This is a genomic window from Meridianimarinicoccus zhengii (assembly GCF_003254465.1).
GTDB classification, from domain to species: Bacteria; Pseudomonadota; Alphaproteobacteria; order Rhodobacterales; family Rhodobacteraceae; genus Meridianimarinicoccus; species Meridianimarinicoccus zhengii.
In genome coordinates, this window is record NZ_QDFI01000084.1 from 1 (window position 1) to 15,893 (window position 15,893).

The window sequence follows — 15,893 nt, forward strand, 5'->3', positions numbered from 1 at the left end:
CTCCGTTTTCGATCTTGAATCAGAAATGAGACCAAACGGGAATCCCTTGATTGCAGACACGGCCTAGAGCGCGTGGCCCCTCTTGCTGACCGTGCGCTTGCGCGCCACGCGCCGCTCCGTGGCTGTGATGAGCTTGACCACGGCGCCTTCGGCGGCCAGGTCCGGGCGCCGTGCGCCATGGTGCACCTTGATCGGCGGCTTGCCCGCGGCGCGGGCCTCGATCCCGCACTGGTAGACATCCATCCGCGCGTTCGTATCCTGGTTGAGGGCGATATACACCTCCAGCCGGGTGAACAGGTCGCCGAAGCGACGCAGCTTGTCGCGCAGGATCCCGTCGATCTCGGCTTGCACCTCCGCCGAGACATCCTTGTCGCCGTGAATGTTGATCTGGACCTTCATGCCGCGCCCTCCTGTCATGGTTTCCCGGCTTCGATGCCGCCCCGCGCGGACCGGATCCGGCAAGGAACGGCAGACTCCCGTTCAGATCTGTCCCCGCAACGTCCTGCCGCCGCTTGCCGTAAACTTGCCGAGCTTAGGGCCAGACCATCGGCGTCTCCAATCACTTTCTCCGACACGGTCCCCGCGGGATCACGGCAATTGCCCGGAGACGGCCTTGCAAGACGCCGGTCTTCGGTCCAGCCTTTCCAGCGGGCGCACCCGAAACCGAAAGGCCCCTCGGCATGATCCGTCACCTGATGCCCGTTGCGGCACTTCTGCTGGGTTCGGGCCTGCTGATGTTTGCAGGGGGCATGAACGCGCTCATCCTGCCCGTGCGCGGCGGCGCGGAAGGGTTCTCGGCACTGGCTCTTGGGGCGCTTGGCACCGGCTGGGCGCTGGGATACGTGGCCGGGTGCCTGACCATGGCACGGCTCGTCGGGCGGGTCGGGCATATCCGCGCCTTCGGGGTAATGGCGGCCATGGCGGCCGTCGCAGTCCTTGCCTCGCTGGTCTTCGTGCACGCGTGGGGCTGGATCGTCCTGCGCGCGCTGTCGGGATTCTGCTTCGCCGGGGCAGCGATGATCGTCGAAAGCTGGCTGAGCGAGCGTGCCGATGCAAGGTCGCGCGGGACGATCTTCGGCGTCTACACCATGGTCAACCTTCTGGCGACGACGGCGGGGCAGCTCAGTCTGTCGCTGGGCGACACGACCGGGTTCCTGTTCTTCGTGCTGCCCGCCATGGTCTATTGCGTCGCGCTGGTGCCGACGGCGATTTCCGCCTCGCCCACGCCGGCGCCGCTGGTCAGCGTGCAACTCGATCTCGGGTCGCTATGGCGGAATTCGCCTGTCGCGGTGGGGGCGGTGTTCGCCGTGGGGATTTCGAACGGCGCCTTCGGCACGCTGGCGCCGGTCTATGCCAATGCCGAAGGGCTGTCGGTTGCCGATGTGACGCTGTTCGCCAGCCTGCCGCTTCTGGCCGGGGCGGCGGCACAGCTTCCGCTCGGCCTGATCTCGGACAGGATAGAACGCCGCGCCCTTCTCGTGCTGCTGGCGCTTGCGGCGCTTGCGGCGACGGCCGTCTTCGTGCTGGTCAGCCCCGAACCCCGGATGGCGAAGATTGGGCTGGGCGCGGCGTTCGGGGCGGCGATCTTCACCATGTATCCCGTCATCGTGGCCCATGCCAACGATCACGCAAAGCCCGGCACGTCGATCCAGGTGGCAGCAGGGCTGCTGATGGTCTTCGGTGTCGGCACGATCATCGGTCCGACGCTGGGCGGTGCCATGATGGCCCGTTTCGGCAACGCGGCGCTGTTCGCCGTCACCGGCGGCGCGCATGTCTTCATCATCCTGTTCACCCTTCTGCGTATCTTGCGCAGCGCCGCGGTTCCCGATGCGCTGAAGGGCGACACGCCGCGCGTGGCTGTGATGGGGGTGAGCACGCCAGAAACCGCGGCGCTGGCGACAGGCGAAGACCCGGCGCAGCCCATCGAGAGCGTCGATTTCGACGTGGCGGTCCAGCGGACCGGCACGCCCTAGAAGTCGAGATTCGCCACGCTCAATGCGTTGGACTGGATGAATTCGCGCCGGGGTTCGACCACGTCGCCCATCAGCTTGGTGAAGATGTCGTCGGCCTCGGCCACGTCCTCGACCTTCACCTGCAGCAGCGTCCGGGCCTCCGGGTCCAGCGTGGTTTCCCACAACTGGTCCGGGTTCATCTCGCCCAGACCCTTGTAGCGTTGCAGCGTCAGGCCCCGTTCGCCTTCGGCCAGCATCGCGTTCAGCAGGTCGAGCGGGCCGTAGATCGGCATGCCCTTGTCGCGGCGCAGGAGCGTCGCGGGGCGCGTGTAAAGGTCCTGCAAGCCATCCGTCAGCATGGCCATGCGCCGTGCCTCACCCCCGCGCAGGATCGGGCCGTCGAGAAGCCGCGCCTCTTCCACGCCGCGCACGGTGCGGATCAGCCGGATGCCATGGTCCTGCGTGGGCCGCCCGAGCCAGCCGCGTTCGTATTCCACCGATATGAGGTCGAGCCGTTCGGCCACCGCGTCGGCGGTGCCCTGCAGGTCCGCATCGACCTGCCCCGGCTTGAACGCCCCGGCGATGGCGGCCTGTTCGAGGATATGGGTCGCGTAATGGGTCGGGAAGTTCGCCAGCGCGCGGCGGGTGGTGCGGGCCTCTTCGACGACGCGCAGCAGGTCCTGGCCTACGATCTCCTCGCCCGACCCGAGCCGCAGGGTCGCGCCTTCGATCCCCATCTCGATCAGGTAATCCTCTAGCGCGGGCTGGTCCTTCAGGTAGACCTCGGACTTGCCGCGCGCGACCTTGAAGAGCGGCGGCTGCGCGATGTACAGGTACCCGCCTTCGATCAGTTCCGGCATCTGGCGGAAGAAAAACGTCAGCAGCAGCGTGCGGATATGTGCGCCGTCCACGTCCGCGTCGGTCATGATGATGATCTTGTGGTAGCGCAGCTTGGTGATGTCGAACTCGTCCCGCCCGATGCCGGTGCCGAGCGCCGTGATGAGCGTGCCGATTTCCTGGCTGCCGAGCATCCGGTCGAAGCGCGCACGTTCCACGTTGAGGATCTTGCCGCGCAGCGGCAGCACCGCCTGGTTGGCACGGGCGCGGCCCTGCTTGGCCGACCCGCCCGCGCTGTCGCCTTCCACGAGGAACAGTTCGCGGTCGGCTGGGTCGCGGGCCTGGCAATCGGCAAGCTTGCCGGGCAGGGACGCAACGTCGAGCGAGGATTTCTTGCGCGTCAGTTCCCGCGCGCGGCGGGCGGCTTCGCGGGCCAGGGCCGCTTCCATGATCTTGGTGATGATCGTGCGGGCATGGGCGGGATTTTCCTCGAACCACTCCGCGAGCTTTTCGTTCAGCAGCCCCTCGACCGCCGGGCGGACCTCGGAGCTGACGAGCTTGTCCTTGGTCTGGCTGGAGAATTTCGGATCGGGCACCTTCACAGACAGCACGCAGGTCAGCCCCTCGCGGGCGTCGTCGCCGCTGAAGGTGACCTTTTCCTTGCGGGCGATCCCGGACGAGCCGGCGTAAAGGTTCAGGGTCCGGGTCAGCGCGCCGCGGAAGCCTGCAAGATGGGTGCCGCCGTCGCGCTGGGGGATGTTGTTGGTGAAGGGCAGCACCATCTCGTTGTAGCCGTCGTTCCACCACATCGCGACCTCCACCGTGACGCCGTCGCGGGTGCCCGTGATGAAGATCGGTTCGGGCAGGAGCGGTGTCTTGGACCGGTCGAGATAGCGGACGAATTCCTTCACGCCGCCTTCGTAGAAAAGTTCCGACCGCTGGTGTTCGGCCTGGCGTTCGTCGGTCAGGATGATGCGCACGCCCGAGTTCAGGAAGGCCAGTTCCCGCAGGCGGTTTTCCAGCGTCTTGAAGCTGTATTCGGTGTTGGTGAACGTGGTGTCGGAGGCAAGGAAGCGCACCTCGGTGCCCGTTCGGCCCGGTGTGTCACCGACGACGCGCAGGTGTTGCACCGTGTCGCCGCGCTCGAACCGGGCGTGGTGTTCCTTGCCGTCGCGCCAGATGCGCAGGTCCAGCCAGTCGGACAGGGCGTTCACCACGGACACGCCAACGCCGTGCAAGCCCCCGGAAACCTTGTAGGAATTCTGGTCGAACTTGCCGCCTGCATGGAGCTGGGTCATGATGACCTCGGCCGCCGAGACGCCTTCACCTTCGTGGATGCCGACGGGGATGCCGCGGCCGTTGTCGCTGACCGAGACGGAGTTGTCGGAATGCAGCGTGACGTTCACCGCGTCGGCATGGCCGGCGAGTGCTTCGTCGATGCCGTTGTCCACGACCTCGTAGACCATGTGGTGCAGGCCCGAGCCGTCATCGGTGTCACCGATATACATGCCGGGCCGCTTGCGCACGGCCTCCAGCCCCTTGAGAACCTTGATGGAATCGGCGCCGTATTCTTCGGGTGCCGGGATCGGATCGGCCATCTGTCATGCCCTTCATTTTTCTGACATTTTATATCGGGCGCGCGGGGGAATGTCACGTGCCGCGGGGCAGAAAAACCCGTCAGGTAAAGGGGATGACGAGGCCGACCACGATCAGCAGGCATCCGGCGGTGAGATTCATGCGGCGCAGGGCGGCCGGGCTGGTCAGCAGGCGGCGGGCGCGGTCGATCACGGTGGCGAAAATCAGGTTTCCGATCAAGGGGATGACCATCGAGAGCGCGACGATGGCGGCGATGTCGGGCGCGGTGATGCGCGTCAGGTCGAAGAAGCCCGGCAGCACGCCCATGTAGAACAGGATCGCCTTGGGGTTGCCGAGGATGACGGCCAGCCCCGCGACGAACCCGGCGAGCTTGCCGGGGCGGGTCAGGCGGCTGTCGGCGCCGATCTGCCGGTCTGCGTGGCGGATCAGGGACACGCCCATCCAGACGAAGACGGCGACGGCGACGAGCCGCAAAACCAGCATGAAATCAGCGTATTGACCGACGACCCAGGACACGCCGAGGATGGCGAGGAAGGGCCAGACCGCGTCGCCGATCACGACGCCAAGGGCCAGCGGCCAGGCCGCCGGGAAGCCCCCCGCGAGGGTGCGGGCGGACAGGGCGAGCCAGACCGGACCGGGGGTCAGGAACAGCACGAACAGGGCCGTGGCATAGAGCGCGAGGTCGGTGGCGGCGAGGGTCATGGCGCGGTTTAGGCCGCTGTTCGGAGGGCTGCAAGCAGGTGTATGACTTGCGTATGATTCCCGTATGACTCTTGTATGACTCCGTTTCGGGTCAGGCGGTTAGCCGTTCGCGGCCTGCACGCGGCTTTCGCCCCCGTCCTCGGTCACGGTCAGGTGCTGCGCGCGGTCCCCGAGATCGGCGAAGAGCGTGGCATCGGTGCCGGTCAGGAAGGCCTGTGCGCCGAGGGCGCAGATCTCGTCGTAGAGCGCCGCGCGGCGGGCGGCGTCGAGATGCGCCGCGACCTCGTCCAGCAGCAGGATCGGCGGCGCGCCGAGGTCTTCGGCCAGCGCGCGGGCATTGGCGAGGACGAGCGACAGCAGCAGCGCCTTCTGCTCGCCGGTGGAACACTGGGCGGCGTCCGTGCCGCGGGCGGTGTAGGTCGCGGCAAGATCGCTGCGATGCGGGCCGATGCGGCTGCGGCCCGCGGCCATGTCGCCGCGGCGGGCGGCGGCGAGCGCGTCGCGCAGGGCGTCGGCGGTGTCGGGCAGCGGGCCATCCGGTGGATCGACCAGCGCGAGCGTTGCGGCGGGAAAGGCGGTGGCGGCACCGTCCTGTGCCGTTGCCAGCCGGTCGAGTGCCGTGCGGCGGGCGGCGATGATGTCGGCCCCGGCGTCGGCCATGCGGGATTCGAGGACGTCGAACCAGCGGGCGTCGGTGACGCGGTCGCGCAGCAGGCGGTTGCGGTCGCGCATGGCCTTGTCATAGGCGAGCGCGGCATCGCCATGGCCGGGGAAGAAACTGAGCGTGGCGCGGTCGAGAAAGCGGCGACGGCCGTCCGCCCCTTCGATCCAGAGCCGGTCCATGGCGGGGGTCAGCCAGAGCACGCGGGCGAGGCGGCCAAGGGCCGCTTGCGGGGCGGGGTCGCCGTCGACGGTCTGGGTGCGGGGGCTGCCCGGTTCGGCGCGCAACTCTATCCGGTGGGAGCCGTCGGGCGTGTCGAGCGTGGCGGCAACGCGCCAGCCGATGGCATCGGGGCGGCGGGCGAGATCGGCGGTGGCCGCCCGGCGCAGGCCCCGGCCGGGCGACAGGAGCGAGACGGCCTCGACCAGGTTGGTCTTGCCCGCGCCGTTGGGGCCAAAGATGACGACGGGCCGCCCGTCAAGCTCCAGCGCCGCTCGGCGGTGGGACCGAAAATGCGAGAGGGCGAGGTGCGTGACGGCGAGGCGCATGCCCGCGGGGTTAGCGCGCGGGTGGGGTGGTGGCTAGGGGGGGTAAAAAGCAATGACCTCTTTGCGCCCACACTCGACCACTGCACGGAGTTGCACAAACAGTAGCTTGCATGGCACTTTGTCATGAAGGCAAGCAATACCTAGAGCCTTTATCACCATAGGCTTAATCTCAGGGCGCATGATGTCAGACGACGAATTCATTCCTACCCTAACCCACGCGACCGAACGCGACATCGATCTTTTGCTGGTTGAGGAGCTACACTCTTCGCCAGATTTTCTTGTATGGCTTTCTGCACTTTGCAGGCTTTCTGGGCAACTGGTGTCATGGGACGTGAAGCACTCCAAGCGTCGCACTCGTTCGCGCAGGGAAATAGATATTTTCATCGAAATCCAATACTCCGACGGAACTCGCGCGGCGCTTCTTATTGAGAACAAACTGGATGCAGCCGAACAACCCGACCAAGCAGAAAGCTACCGAGAGGAATTGGCTATTCTGGATGATGGATTTAATCATGCAGCCATGGCAATTGTTTGTCCTGAGGCTTATGGTGCGGAACATCCAAATTTTACAGGGAAGTTCGATGCGATCATCACATATGAAATGATTGCCAAATGGTTCCGCGACCAAATTGATGAGGCTGGTTCTGACACGGTTTTGCGCTACGATTTTCGCGCATCCATTCTTGACCAAGCGATCCACAAGCACCGGCGAGGATACACATCCATTCCTGACAAGGTCGTTGGTGATTTTAACAAACTATATGTATCTCTTTTGGAGCAACTGGCACCTGCCATTCACCCCGGTGCGACGATGCTTAAACCCGCTAATCCGCGAGAAAGCACGTCGATGATTTTTGACCAAAATGTTACACTTGAGGCTCTGCCAAGGGACATTCGTCCTCGCCGATTTGCACATGAGCTTGGACGCGGGTCCGAGCGCCGCGCCAACTACGTCGCCGTGACGTTTCCAGCTTGGGGAGTAGCGTTCCCGAGCATATGTGCTGAACTGGAAGCTGACGCGAGGGATTTAGGAGCCAGTTTCGACGCGCCAAAGCCAACGAAAACTAGGCCAAACCCGGGGCTGAAAATGTCGATCCCGTCACCGCCGGTCGACAACCAGGCAAGTTTCCATTCACAGCAAGACAAAATAAAAGAAGGAATTTTAGTCGCCATCAGGTTGCGTCGCTGGCTAATTGACAATCAAACTACACTCCGCCGTTGGCGAAAGCTCGCACAAGAGAGTGAGAAATCGTGATCTTGCCGGTATGTACTTATCTCGACTGGCGGACGTAGTTCACTTTGTGACAGAATCCGTTTAAATCTTTTTACCTAAAATTTGGCATTGTACGATAAACGACCGTTTCCTACGCAAAAGTGCCAAGTCAATAAGCGACTTTGTCAGTCAGCCCACCACTCCTCACACCCGCATCGGCATCACCACATAGACGGCACTGTCGTCGTCGCCTTCGCGCATCAGCGTCGGGTCGCCGGCGGCGTTGAAGAGGAAGGTGGCGTTTTCGCGGTCGACCTGTCCCGCGATCTCCAGCAGGTATTTCGCGTTGAAGCCGATCTCCAGCGGCTCGTCGGCATAGGCGACGGCCAGTTCTTCCTCCGCCGCGCCCGCATCCGGGGCGGTGACGGACAGGACCAGCCGGTCCTCGTCCAGCGACATCTTCACGGCGCGGGAGCGTTCCGAGGACACGGTGGCGACCCGGTCCACCGCGCGGGCGAAATCGGCGGCGTCCACCTGCATCTTGCGCGTGTTGCCCTGCGGGATGACGCGCGTGTAGTCGGGGAAGGTGCCGTCGATCACCTTGGACGTGAGGCTGAGTTCCGGCGTGGCGAAGCGGATCTTGGTGTCGGACACGGACACGGCGATGTCGGCGTCGTCGTCTTCCAGCAGCTTGCGCAGTTCGCCCACGGTCTTGCGCGGCACGATCACGCCGGGCATCCCTTCGGCGCCCGCAGGCAGGGGCGCGTCGATGCGCGCGAGCCGGTGGCCGTCGGTCGCCACGCAGCGCAGGGTCAGTTCGCCCGCGCCGCTGTCGGCGACATGCATGTAGACGCCGTTGAGATAGTAGCGGGTTTCCTCGGTCGAGATGGCGAATTTCGACTTGTCGAAGAGCCGGCGCAGGAGGGCGGCCTTGGCGGTGAAGTTCACCTCGTACTCGCTGGTGGCCATCACGGGGAAGTCTTCGCGCGGCAGGGTGGCGAGCTTGAACCGGGCGCGGCCGGCGGTGACGTGCAGGAGGCCCGCGGCGCTGTCGGCGGTCAGGTCCACGAGCGCGCCGTCGGGCAGCTTGCGGATGATGTCGTGGAAGGTGACGGCGGAGACGGTCGTGGCGCCCGCCTGTTCGACCTGCGCGGGGGCCTGGTCCACCACCTCGATATCGAGATCGGTCGCGCGGAACCGGACCTGCGCGCCTTCGGCGTCGATCAGCACGTTGGCGAGGATCGGGATGGTGTTGCGCCGCTCCACGACCGACTGTGCCTGGGCCACGGCTTTCAGAAGGGCGCCGCGCTCGATACTCAGTTTCATGGCAAGGGTCCTCGGGTCTGCAGGGACTGTGACGCTAGCCGATTTCCGCCGGGGCACAAGGGCATTTTGTGCCGTGGCGGGCACGCGTCCCGCGGGGGCGCGCGGCGGCTGGTGTCACGGTGCGGATCAGGCTTCGAGCGCGCGGCGCAGCAGTTCGAGATCCTCGGCGAGCTGGCTGTCGCGGGCGCGCAATTCCTCGATCCGCTTGACGCCGTGCAGGATCGTGGTGTGATCGCGCTTGCCGAAGCGGCGCCCGATTTCGGGCAGGGAGCGCGACGTCAGCGTCTTGCACAGGTACATGGCGATCTGGCGGGGCCGGGCGACGGTGCGCACACGCGTGGGCCCGATCAGTTCCGACAGGCGGATGTTGTAGTGTTCCGACACGCGGCGCTGGATTTCCTCCACCGTCACCTTGCGGTCGGAGACGCGGAGGACATCGGCGAGGCAGTCCTGCGTCATGTCGAGCGTGATCTCGCGGCCCACGAGCGAGGCCATGGCGAAGAGCCGCACGAGCGCGCCTTCGAGCACGCGGACATTGGTGGAGATGCGGTGTGCCAGGAATTCGAGCACGCCGGGCGCCACCACGAGGCCGCGATACTGTTCGGAGTAGAGATCGACCTTCTGCTGGAGGATGCCGAGGCGCAGTTCGTAATCGGTCGGGTGCAGGTCCACGACGAGGCCGCATTGCAGGCGCGACTTGATGCGTTCCTCCATCCCTTCGATCTCGCCGGGGGCGCGGTCGCCGGAAATGATGATTTGCTTGCCCTGATCCACGAGCGCGTTGAACGTGTGGAAGAATTCGTCTTGCGTGCTGTCCTTGCCGGCGATGAACTGCACGTCGTCCACCATCAGCACGTCGACCGACCGGAAGAGCTGCTTGAAGGTCATCATGTCCCGGTCGCGCAGCGCCTGCACGAAGCGGTACATGAACTGTTCCGCGGAGAGGTAGACGATGCGCATCTCCGGGTCGGACTGGCGCATCTGGTGGGCGATGGCATGCATCAGGTGGGTCTTGCCGAGACCCACACCGCCATAAAGGAACAGCGGATTGAATGTGACCGGTCCGCAATCGGCGACGCGGCGTGCGGCGGCATGGGCCAGTTCGTTCGACGGGCCGACCACGAAACGGTCGAAGGTGAAGCGCGCGTCGAGCCGGGCGCCGGGCAGCGGGTCGCCCGCATCGGTATCGGCACGGGGCGCGTCGGCCATGGCCGCCGCCGCGGGTGCGGTGCCGTCATTCGCGGCCTCGGCGACGCGGGCGGCGGCAAGGCCGGGGCGCGGGGCGTGGACGTTGAATTCGATGCGCCGCACCTCGGCCCCGGCGGAATGCAGGTGCTGAAGGATCTTGTCGGCGTAGTTGCGGTTCACCCAGTTGCCGATGAAGGTCGTGGGCACGCGGAAATGGGCGACGCCGTCTTCGCAGGTGGTGAACTCGATCGGCCGTATCCAGGTCTTGTAGTTGTTCTCGCCAACGGAGTGCAGCAACGCTGTCTGCACTTCGCCCCAGATTTCATGCGTCATCGTCCGCCACTCTGTTGTTTCCGGGCCGTTTCAAGCGACCCTTGCCCCGTTCCGTGCGGCTCACGACGATCGACACGACCTGCCCGCCCCGCCGAATGCGGGTTTTGCAGATGCCGGGACAAACCTGTCCTGTCCCGGTGCCCGGAATGGCGCTGGCAGGCGCCCGGTCCGGACCGTATCTCAAACTTCGGACCTGCGACCGGCGGAAAAGACCGCCGATACACCCTTCGGCTGGCCAAACCCCTCTGGCCTGCCGACCCGTTCGGATCGCGTCCCGGCTTTCGCCGGATCGACGCACCTTTCCGGTGGCGCGACAGTGCGCGCTGACGGGCTGTGCGTGCTATGCGGTCCTCATGTCCCCCAAGACGACGTGAATCGCCTGAAGACGATAGCAACGGGGGTGCTCGGGCCGCAACATAACTTACACATTGACAGCGACGGAGCCTGTAAACGAATCCGAACGACGTAAAAAATATAACGAAAACAATGCGGTTGCGAATTTTGCAATTGTGTGTCCAGAGCGGCACAACCCTGGATTGCACACGTGAAAAGGGGCCCGGTTTCCCGTGCCCCTTTGCGACATTTTCACCTGCCGGTGCCGGAAAGGCCCGGCGGAGGTTCGGCGGAGATCAGCCGATCGCGTTCACGCGCGACGACAGGCGCGACATCTTCCGCGCCGCGGTGTTCTTGTGCAGCACACCCTTGGTCACGCCGCGCATGATTTCGGGCTGTGCCGTGCGCAGCGCGGTGGCCGCGGCATCCTTGTCGCCGCTGGCGATGGCTTCCTCAACCTTGCGCAGGAAGGTGCGGATGCGCGAGCGCCGCGCGGAGTTGATGACCTTGCGGCGGTCGTTCTGGCGCGCGCGCTTCTTGGACTGGGGCGTATTTGCCATGTTATGCTTCCCAAGGTTGGGGTGAATTCCGATAAAGACGGGCTACTAGCCACGACGGGCGGGCAAGTCAACCGGCGTCCGCGTGCCCGCGCGGCACGGTGCGTGCTATTTGTCGCGTCTCGCCCCGCGTGTCACTTGTCGCGGAACTGCGGGTCGCGCTTTTCGAGGAAGGCGGCCATGCCTTCGGCCCGGTCGGCGGTGGCAAAGAGCGCGTGGAACAGGCGCCGTTCGAACAGCAGCCCTTCGGAGAGCGGCGATTCGAAGCTGCGGTTGACCGCTTCCTTCACCGCCATCGCGGTCAGGCGCGACCGGTCCGCGATCTTCGTGGCGGCGGCGCGGGTTTCCTCCAGGAGCTTCTTGGCGGGCACCACGCGGCTGACCAGCCCGCTGCGTTCGGCTTCGTCGGCCAGCATGAAGCGCCCGGTCAGGTGCATGTCCATCGCCTTGGCCTTGCCGACCGCGCGGGTCAGCCGCTGCGTGCCGCCCAGTGCCGCGATCACGCCGAGATTGATTTCCGGCTGCCCGAACTTGGCGGTATCGGCGGCGATGACCATGTCGCACATCATCGCCAGTTCGCAGCCTGCGCCAAGGGCATAGCCCGCGACGGCGGCGATGATGGGCGTGCGGCAGTCGCGGAAGGCCCGCGCGAGCCGGGCGGACTGGTCGGCGCAGAACACGTCGGCGAAGGTCTTTTCGGCAAGCTCGGCGATGTCGGCCCCGGCTGCGAACACCTTGTCCGACCCGGTCAGCACGATGCAGCGCGCCTTTTCGTTCGCGTCGAGCGATGCGAGCGCGTCGCAGAGTTCACCGATCATGGCGGCGTTGAGCGCGTTCTTCGCGTCGGGCCGGTCAAGCTTGATGAGTGCGACGTGGTCTTCGATCTCGACGATGAGCGTCTCGTAGGCCATGCGGTCCAGCCGTATCTGTTGCAACAGGGACGGCCCTTAACAGTTTGGCCGCGGGCGGCACAAGCTATCTTTGACAGCGCGGGCAATGGAAGGACGACCGGCCCGCCTGCACGGTCCGCACGATGGTGCCGGTGCAGCCGGGGGTCGTGCAGGGCTGGCCGGTGCGGCCGTAGACCCGGAAGGCGTGCTGGAAATAGCCCAGGTCGCCGTCGGCCTGCCGGTAGTCGCGCAGGGACGACCCGCCCGCGGCGATGGCCTCGGTCAGGGTGTCGCGGATGGCGGGCACGAGGCTGGCCACGCGGCGCGCGGAGATGCGCCCGGCGCGGCGGGCAGGGCTGATGCCGGCGCGAAAGAGCGCTTCGCAGACGTAGATGTTGCCGAGGCCCGCCACGGTGCGCTGGTCCAGGAGCGCCGCCTTGATGGGCGTGTCGCGCCCCCGCAGCCGTGCGGCCAGATAGGTGTCGTGGAAAAGGTTCCCGAGCGGTTCGGGGCCGAGCGTGGCCAGCCATTTGTGGTGGTCGAGCGTGGCCGTGGGCGCGAGGTCCATCGCCCCGAAGCGGCGCGGATCGTTGAAGGTGACGCGCGCGCCGGTCCCGAGGTCGAGCACGACATGGTCGTGCTTTTCGGGCGCGGGGTGGGCGTGGTGGAACTGCCCCGGCATGTCGCGGCCATGGGCGCCGGAAATCAGCATCCGCCCCGACATGCCGAGATGGATCATGAGCGTCTCGCCCCCGGCGAGATCGGCAAGGATGACCTTGGAGCGCCGCCGCAGGCCGAGGACGCGCTGGCCCGCCAGCCGCGCGGCCATGTCCGGCGGAAAGGGCCAGCGCAGGTCAGGGCGGCGGATATCGGCGCGCGCGATGGTCTGTCCCTCCATCACCGGGGCGAGCCCGCGGCGGACGGTTTCGACTTCGGGCAGCTCTGGCATGGCGGGCTCCTGCGGCGTGGCATCGCCCCCCGTTGCGTTGTATCGGCGGGGCAGCGCCCTATAAGAAGGGGCAGGCAAGGGATCGGCAAGAGCATGACGGACAGCGACGGACGCCAGAGCGGCGAACGCACCACCCATTTCGGCAACCGCGACGTGCCCGAGGCCGACAAGGCGGGGCTGGTGCGCGGCGTCTTCTCCAGCGTGGCGCAGAAATACGACGTGATGAACGATGTCATGTCGGGCGGCGTGCACCGTCTGTGGAAGGACGCGATGATGGACTGGCTGGTCCCGCGCGATGGCCAGCGGCTGCTGGACGTGGCGGGGGGCACCGGCGACATCGCGTTCCGGTTCCTGCGCCGTGCGCCGCGGGCCGAGGCGGTGGTGCTGGACCTGACCGCGCCGATGCTGGAGGCGGGCCGCGCGCGCGCCGAGGCGGAGGCGATGGCGGGCCGGATCGACTGGGTCGTGGGCGATGCGATGGCGCTGCCCTTCGCCGACGCCAGCTTCGACGTCTACACGATTTCCTTCGGCATAAGGAACGTGACCCGGATCGCCGATGCGCTGTCCGAGGCGTACCGCGTGCTGCGCCCCGGCGGGCGGCTGATGGTGCTGGAGTTCAGCCAGTTGCCGAACCCGGCGCTGCAATGGGCCTATGACCGCTATTCCTACAACGTGATCCCGCCTATGGGGCAGGCGATCGCGGGGGACCGGGACAGCTACCAGTACCTGGTGGAATCGATCCGCAAGTTTCCCGATCAGGACACGTTCGCGGCGATGATCCGCGAGGCCGGGTTCGGGCAGGTGCGGTTCCGCAACCTGTCCTTCGGGATCGCGGCGCTGCATTCGGGCTGGAAGATTTAGTGCGCGGCCCCCACAATATCTGGCGGCTCATCCGGACCGGCGCCACGCTGGAACGCACCGGGGCGATGGGCGACGTGCTCGACGCGTTCGGGGCGCCGGCGCATCTGCGGCTGGTGGCGCGGATTCTCGGCTGGCCGTTCAGCCCGCTGGGCCTGAAGGGCGATCCCGACGTACCGCCGGTGGTGCGGGCGCTCACGGCGCTGGGCCCGGCTTACATCAAGTTCGGCCAGATCCTGTCGACACGGCCAGACGTGGTGGGTGCGCGGCTGGCGGGCGAGTTGTCGGTGTTGCAGGACAAGCTGCCGCCCTTCCCGGTGGAGGTCGCCAAGGCCGAGGTCGCGCGCGATTTAGGGATCGACGTGGACGCGGCCTTCACGGATTTCTCGCCGCCCATCGCGGCAGCGTCCATCGCGCAGGTCCATTCCGCGCGGCTCGTCGGCAGCAACCGCAAGGTGGCGATCAAGGTGCTGCGCCCCGGCATCGAAAAGGCGTTCCGCAAGGATATCGACGCCTTCTACCTGATCGCGTCGGTGATCGACCTGCTGGCCCCCGGTGCGCGGCGGCTGCGGCCGATGGACGTGATCCGCCATTTCGACGGCGTCGTGATGGGCGAGCTGGACCTGCGGCTGGAAAGCGCGTCGGCGGCGGAATTCGCCGCGACCACGGCCAGGGACGCACGATTCGGCGTGCCGCAGGTGCATTGGGTGCTGTCGGGCAAGCGGGTGATGACGCTCGACTGGGTGGAGGGCGTGTCCGCGAACGACCTGACCGCCATCCGCGCGGCGGGGCACGATCTGCCCGAACTGGGCGAGCGGGTGTTGCAGCTGTTCCTGAAACAGGCGCTGCGCGACGGGTATTTTCACGCCGACATGCACCAGGGGAACCTGAAGATCACCGCCAGCGGTGATTTGATCGCGCTCGATTTCGGGATCATGGGGCGGATCGACGAATACACCCGCCGGGTCTATGCCGAGATCGTCTATGGCTTCATCCGCAAGGATTACCGCCGGGTCGCCGAGGTTCATTTCGAGGCGGGTTACGTGCCGGCGGACCGGGATATCGATGAATTCGCCCGCGCGCTGCGCGCGGTGGGCGAGCCGATCTTCGGCATGGATGCGAGCCGGATCTCGATGGGGCGCTTGCTGGCCTATCTCTTCGAGGTGACGGAGCGGTTCGGGATGGAGACGCGGACCGAGCTGATCCTGCTGCAGCGCACCATGGTTGTGGTCGAAGGCGTGGCGCGGTCGTTCAACCCGCATATCAACATATGGGATGTCGCGCGGCCGGTGGTCGAGGACTACATCGCCAAGAATGTCGGGCCGCGGGCCGTTGCGCGGGATCTGGCGCGCACGGGGCGGGTGCTGGCGCGGTTCGGGCCGCGGCTGCCCGCGCTGGTGGAACGGGCGCTGTTGGAACAGACCGGCACCCCGCGGGAGGCACCGCGGACCGACTGGCGCGGGCGCATCGGCTGGATCGCGGTGGGGGCGGTCGGCGCGGCCGTGGCGGGCGGGCTGCTGGAACTGCTGGTACTTTAGCTTTGGCGGTCGGCGCGCGGGCCGTCATGCCGGCGGCAGGGCGCGCAGGGCCGTGATTTCCGCGTCGTGCGCCGGACCGTAGGCGCGGTCGCCACGCTCCTGCCGCCACAGGCAATGGCCTATCATCAGCCCGTGATGCAGGGCCGCAGTCGCGTCGAGCCGCGCGGTCGTTGCCGGGCATCCATAGGCCGCGAGGAAGGCGCGCCTTTGCGACGGGGTGCGCGGCGGCAGCCCATGGATCACCTGCATCGCCGGGGACAGCGCGAGGGCGAGGTCGTGGCAGGGGTCGCCGCGGTGGGCACTGTGCCAGTCGATCAGCCGCGGGCCGTGGGCGCCGTGCACCACGTTCCCGGGCACCGGGTCGCCATGGAGCGGGCGGGCGCCGCCGGGCGGCGGGCACCGGGCGGCGTCG

General features: G+C 66.5%; 14 protein-coding genes. 4 read left to right on the top strand and 10 right to left on the bottom strand.

The genetic code is table 11. The features are described from left to right. Positions 1 to 63 precede the first annotated feature (63 nt). Positions 64 to 399 carry a hypothetical protein gene (locus DDE13_RS19085; RefSeq protein WP_111405831.1) on the bottom strand — a complete coding sequence of 112 codons (336 nt, stop codon included), beginning with the start codon at positions 397 to 399 and terminating at the stop codon, positions 64 to 66. 281 nt (positions 400 to 680) lie between these two features. Between DDE13_RS19085 and DDE13_RS19090 the strand changes: the two genes are divergently transcribed. After that, positions 681 to 1,973 carry an MFS transporter gene (locus DDE13_RS19090; protein ID WP_111405832.1) on the top strand — a complete coding sequence of 431 codons (1,293 nt, stop codon included), beginning with the start codon at positions 681 to 683 and terminating at the stop codon, positions 1,971 to 1,973. Here DDE13_RS19090 and gyrB read toward each other — a convergent pair. The 3 genes from gyrB to recF form a co-directional block, all read right to left on the bottom strand. Beyond that, entirely contained in the window at positions 1,970 to 4,387 is a 2,418-nt protein-coding gene (gene gyrB / locus DDE13_RS19095) for a DNA topoisomerase (ATP-hydrolyzing) subunit B (RefSeq protein ID WP_111405833.1), read from the bottom strand. The two genes, DDE13_RS19090 and gyrB, sit on opposite strands and share 4 nt — an antisense overlap. Before the next feature lie 79 nt (positions 4,388 to 4,466). Then, positions 4,467 to 5,087: a LysE family translocator gene (locus tag DDE13_RS19100; RefSeq protein ID WP_111405834.1), complete on the bottom strand. Its 621-nt coding sequence runs from the start codon at positions 5,085 to 5,087 to the stop codon at positions 4,467 to 4,469. A gap of 99 nt (positions 5,088 to 5,186) precedes the next feature. After that, on the bottom strand, positions 5,187 to 6,296 hold the full coding sequence (gene recF / locus DDE13_RS19105; protein ID WP_111405835.1) for a DNA replication/repair protein RecF: 1,110 nt from the start codon (positions 6,294 to 6,296) through the stop codon (positions 5,187 to 5,189). Positions 6,297 to 6,477: 181 nt separating this feature from the next. Here recF and DDE13_RS19110 point away from each other — a divergent pair, with 181 nt between their 5' ends. Next, the gene (locus DDE13_RS19110) at positions 6,478 to 7,551 is read left to right on the top strand and encodes a PD-(D/E)XK nuclease family protein (RefSeq protein ID WP_162631094.1); all 1,074 of its coding nucleotides are present in this window, start codon (positions 6,478 to 6,480) and stop codon (positions 7,549 to 7,551) included. 162 nt (positions 7,552 to 7,713) lie between these two features. On the opposite strand, the gene dnaN is transcribed toward DDE13_RS19110, so the two are convergent. The 5 genes from dnaN to mutM form a co-directional block, all read right to left on the bottom strand. Next, positions 7,714 to 8,835, bottom strand: coding sequence for a DNA polymerase III subunit beta (gene dnaN / locus DDE13_RS19115; RefSeq protein ID WP_111405837.1), 1,122 nt, complete (start codon positions 8,833 to 8,835; stop codon positions 7,714 to 7,716). Positions 8,836 to 8,961: 126 nt separating this feature from the next. Then, positions 8,962 to 10,356 (bottom strand): chromosomal replication initiator protein DnaA, encoded by a 1,395-nt coding sequence (gene dnaA, locus DDE13_RS19120; RefSeq protein ID WP_111405838.1) that lies wholly within the window; start codon positions 10,354 to 10,356, stop codon positions 8,962 to 8,964. Between the two features lie 629 nt (positions 10,357 to 10,985). Continuing rightward, positions 10,986 to 11,249: a 30S ribosomal protein S20 gene (gene rpsT / locus DDE13_RS19125; protein ID WP_111405839.1), complete on the bottom strand. Its 264-nt coding sequence runs from the start codon at positions 11,247 to 11,249 to the stop codon at positions 10,986 to 10,988. A 131-nt stretch (positions 11,250 to 11,380) separates the two neighbouring features. Then, positions 11,381 to 12,157 carry an enoyl-CoA hydratase-related protein gene (locus tag DDE13_RS19130; RefSeq protein ID WP_111405840.1) on the bottom strand — a complete coding sequence of 259 codons (777 nt, stop codon included), beginning with the start codon at positions 12,155 to 12,157 and terminating at the stop codon, positions 11,381 to 11,383. 64 nt (positions 12,158 to 12,221) lie between these two features. Next, positions 12,222 to 13,085: a bifunctional DNA-formamidopyrimidine glycosylase/DNA-(apurinic or apyrimidinic site) lyase gene (gene mutM / locus DDE13_RS19135; protein WP_111405841.1), complete on the bottom strand. Its 864-nt coding sequence runs from the start codon at positions 13,083 to 13,085 to the stop codon at positions 12,222 to 12,224. A gap of 93 nt (positions 13,086 to 13,178) precedes the next feature. On the opposite strand from mutM, the gene ubiE reads away from it, so the two are divergent. Together ubiE and ubiB are read left to right on the top strand one after the other, a co-directional pair. Beyond that, positions 13,179 to 13,946: a bifunctional demethylmenaquinone methyltransferase/2-methoxy-6-polyprenyl-1,4-benzoquinol methylase UbiE gene (gene ubiE / locus DDE13_RS19140; protein WP_111405842.1), complete on the top strand. Its 768-nt coding sequence runs from the start codon at positions 13,179 to 13,181 to the stop codon at positions 13,944 to 13,946. Then, positions 13,946 to 15,481: a 2-polyprenylphenol 6-hydroxylase gene (gene ubiB / locus DDE13_RS19145; protein ID WP_111405843.1), complete on the top strand. Its 1,536-nt coding sequence runs from the start codon at positions 13,946 to 13,948 to the stop codon at positions 15,479 to 15,481. Before ubiE ends, ubiB begins: the two co-directional genes overlap by 1 nt. A 24-nt stretch (positions 15,482 to 15,505) precedes the next feature. Here ubiB and DDE13_RS19150 read toward each other — a convergent pair. Beyond that, positions 15,506 to 15,893: phosphotransferase family protein (locus DDE13_RS19150; protein ID WP_162631095.1), on the bottom strand; the 388-nt coding region annotated here is incomplete at its 5' end.

Excerpts from the sequence above, each read along its gene's own strand:
- mutM (WP_111405841.1), bottom strand. The coding sequence starts at position 13,085 with ATGCCAGAGCTGCCCGAAGTCGAAACCGTCCGCCGCGGGCTCGCCCCG.
- dnaN (WP_111405837.1), bottom strand. The coding sequence starts at position 8,835 with ATGAAACTGAGTATCGAGCGCGGCGCCCTTCTGAAAGCCGTGGCCCAG.
- DDE13_RS19100 (WP_111405834.1), bottom strand. The coding sequence starts at position 5,087 with ATGACCCTCGCCGCCACCGACCTCGCGCTCTATGCCACGGCCCTGTTC.
- DDE13_RS19130 (WP_111405840.1), bottom strand. The coding sequence starts at position 12,157 with ATGGCCTACGAGACGCTCATCGTCGAGATCGAAGACCACGTCGCACTC.
- dnaA (WP_111405838.1), bottom strand. The coding sequence starts at position 10,356 with ATGACGCATGAAATCTGGGGCGAAGTGCAGACAGCGTTGCTGCACTCC.
- DDE13_RS19090 (WP_111405832.1), top strand. The coding sequence starts at position 681 with ATGATCCGTCACCTGATGCCCGTTGCGGCACTTCTGCTGGGTTCGGGC.
- gyrB (WP_111405833.1), bottom strand. The coding sequence starts at position 4,387 with ATGGCCGATCCGATCCCGGCACCCGAAGAATACGGCGCCGATTCCATC.
- rpsT (WP_111405839.1), bottom strand. The coding sequence starts at position 11,249 with ATGGCAAATACGCCCCAGTCCAAGAAGCGCGCGCGCCAGAACGACCGC.
- recF (WP_111405835.1), bottom strand. The coding sequence starts at position 6,296 with ATGCGCCTCGCCGTCACGCACCTCGCCCTCTCGCATTTTCGGTCCCAC.
- DDE13_RS19110 (WP_162631094.1), top strand. The coding sequence starts at position 6,478 with ATGTCAGACGACGAATTCATTCCTACCCTAACCCACGCGACCGAACGC.
- DDE13_RS19085 (WP_111405831.1), bottom strand. The coding sequence starts at position 399 with ATGAAGGTCCAGATCAACATTCACGGCGACAAGGATGTCTCGGCGGAG.
- ubiE (WP_111405842.1), top strand. The coding sequence starts at position 13,179 with ATGACGGACAGCGACGGACGCCAGAGCGGCGAACGCACCACCCATTTC.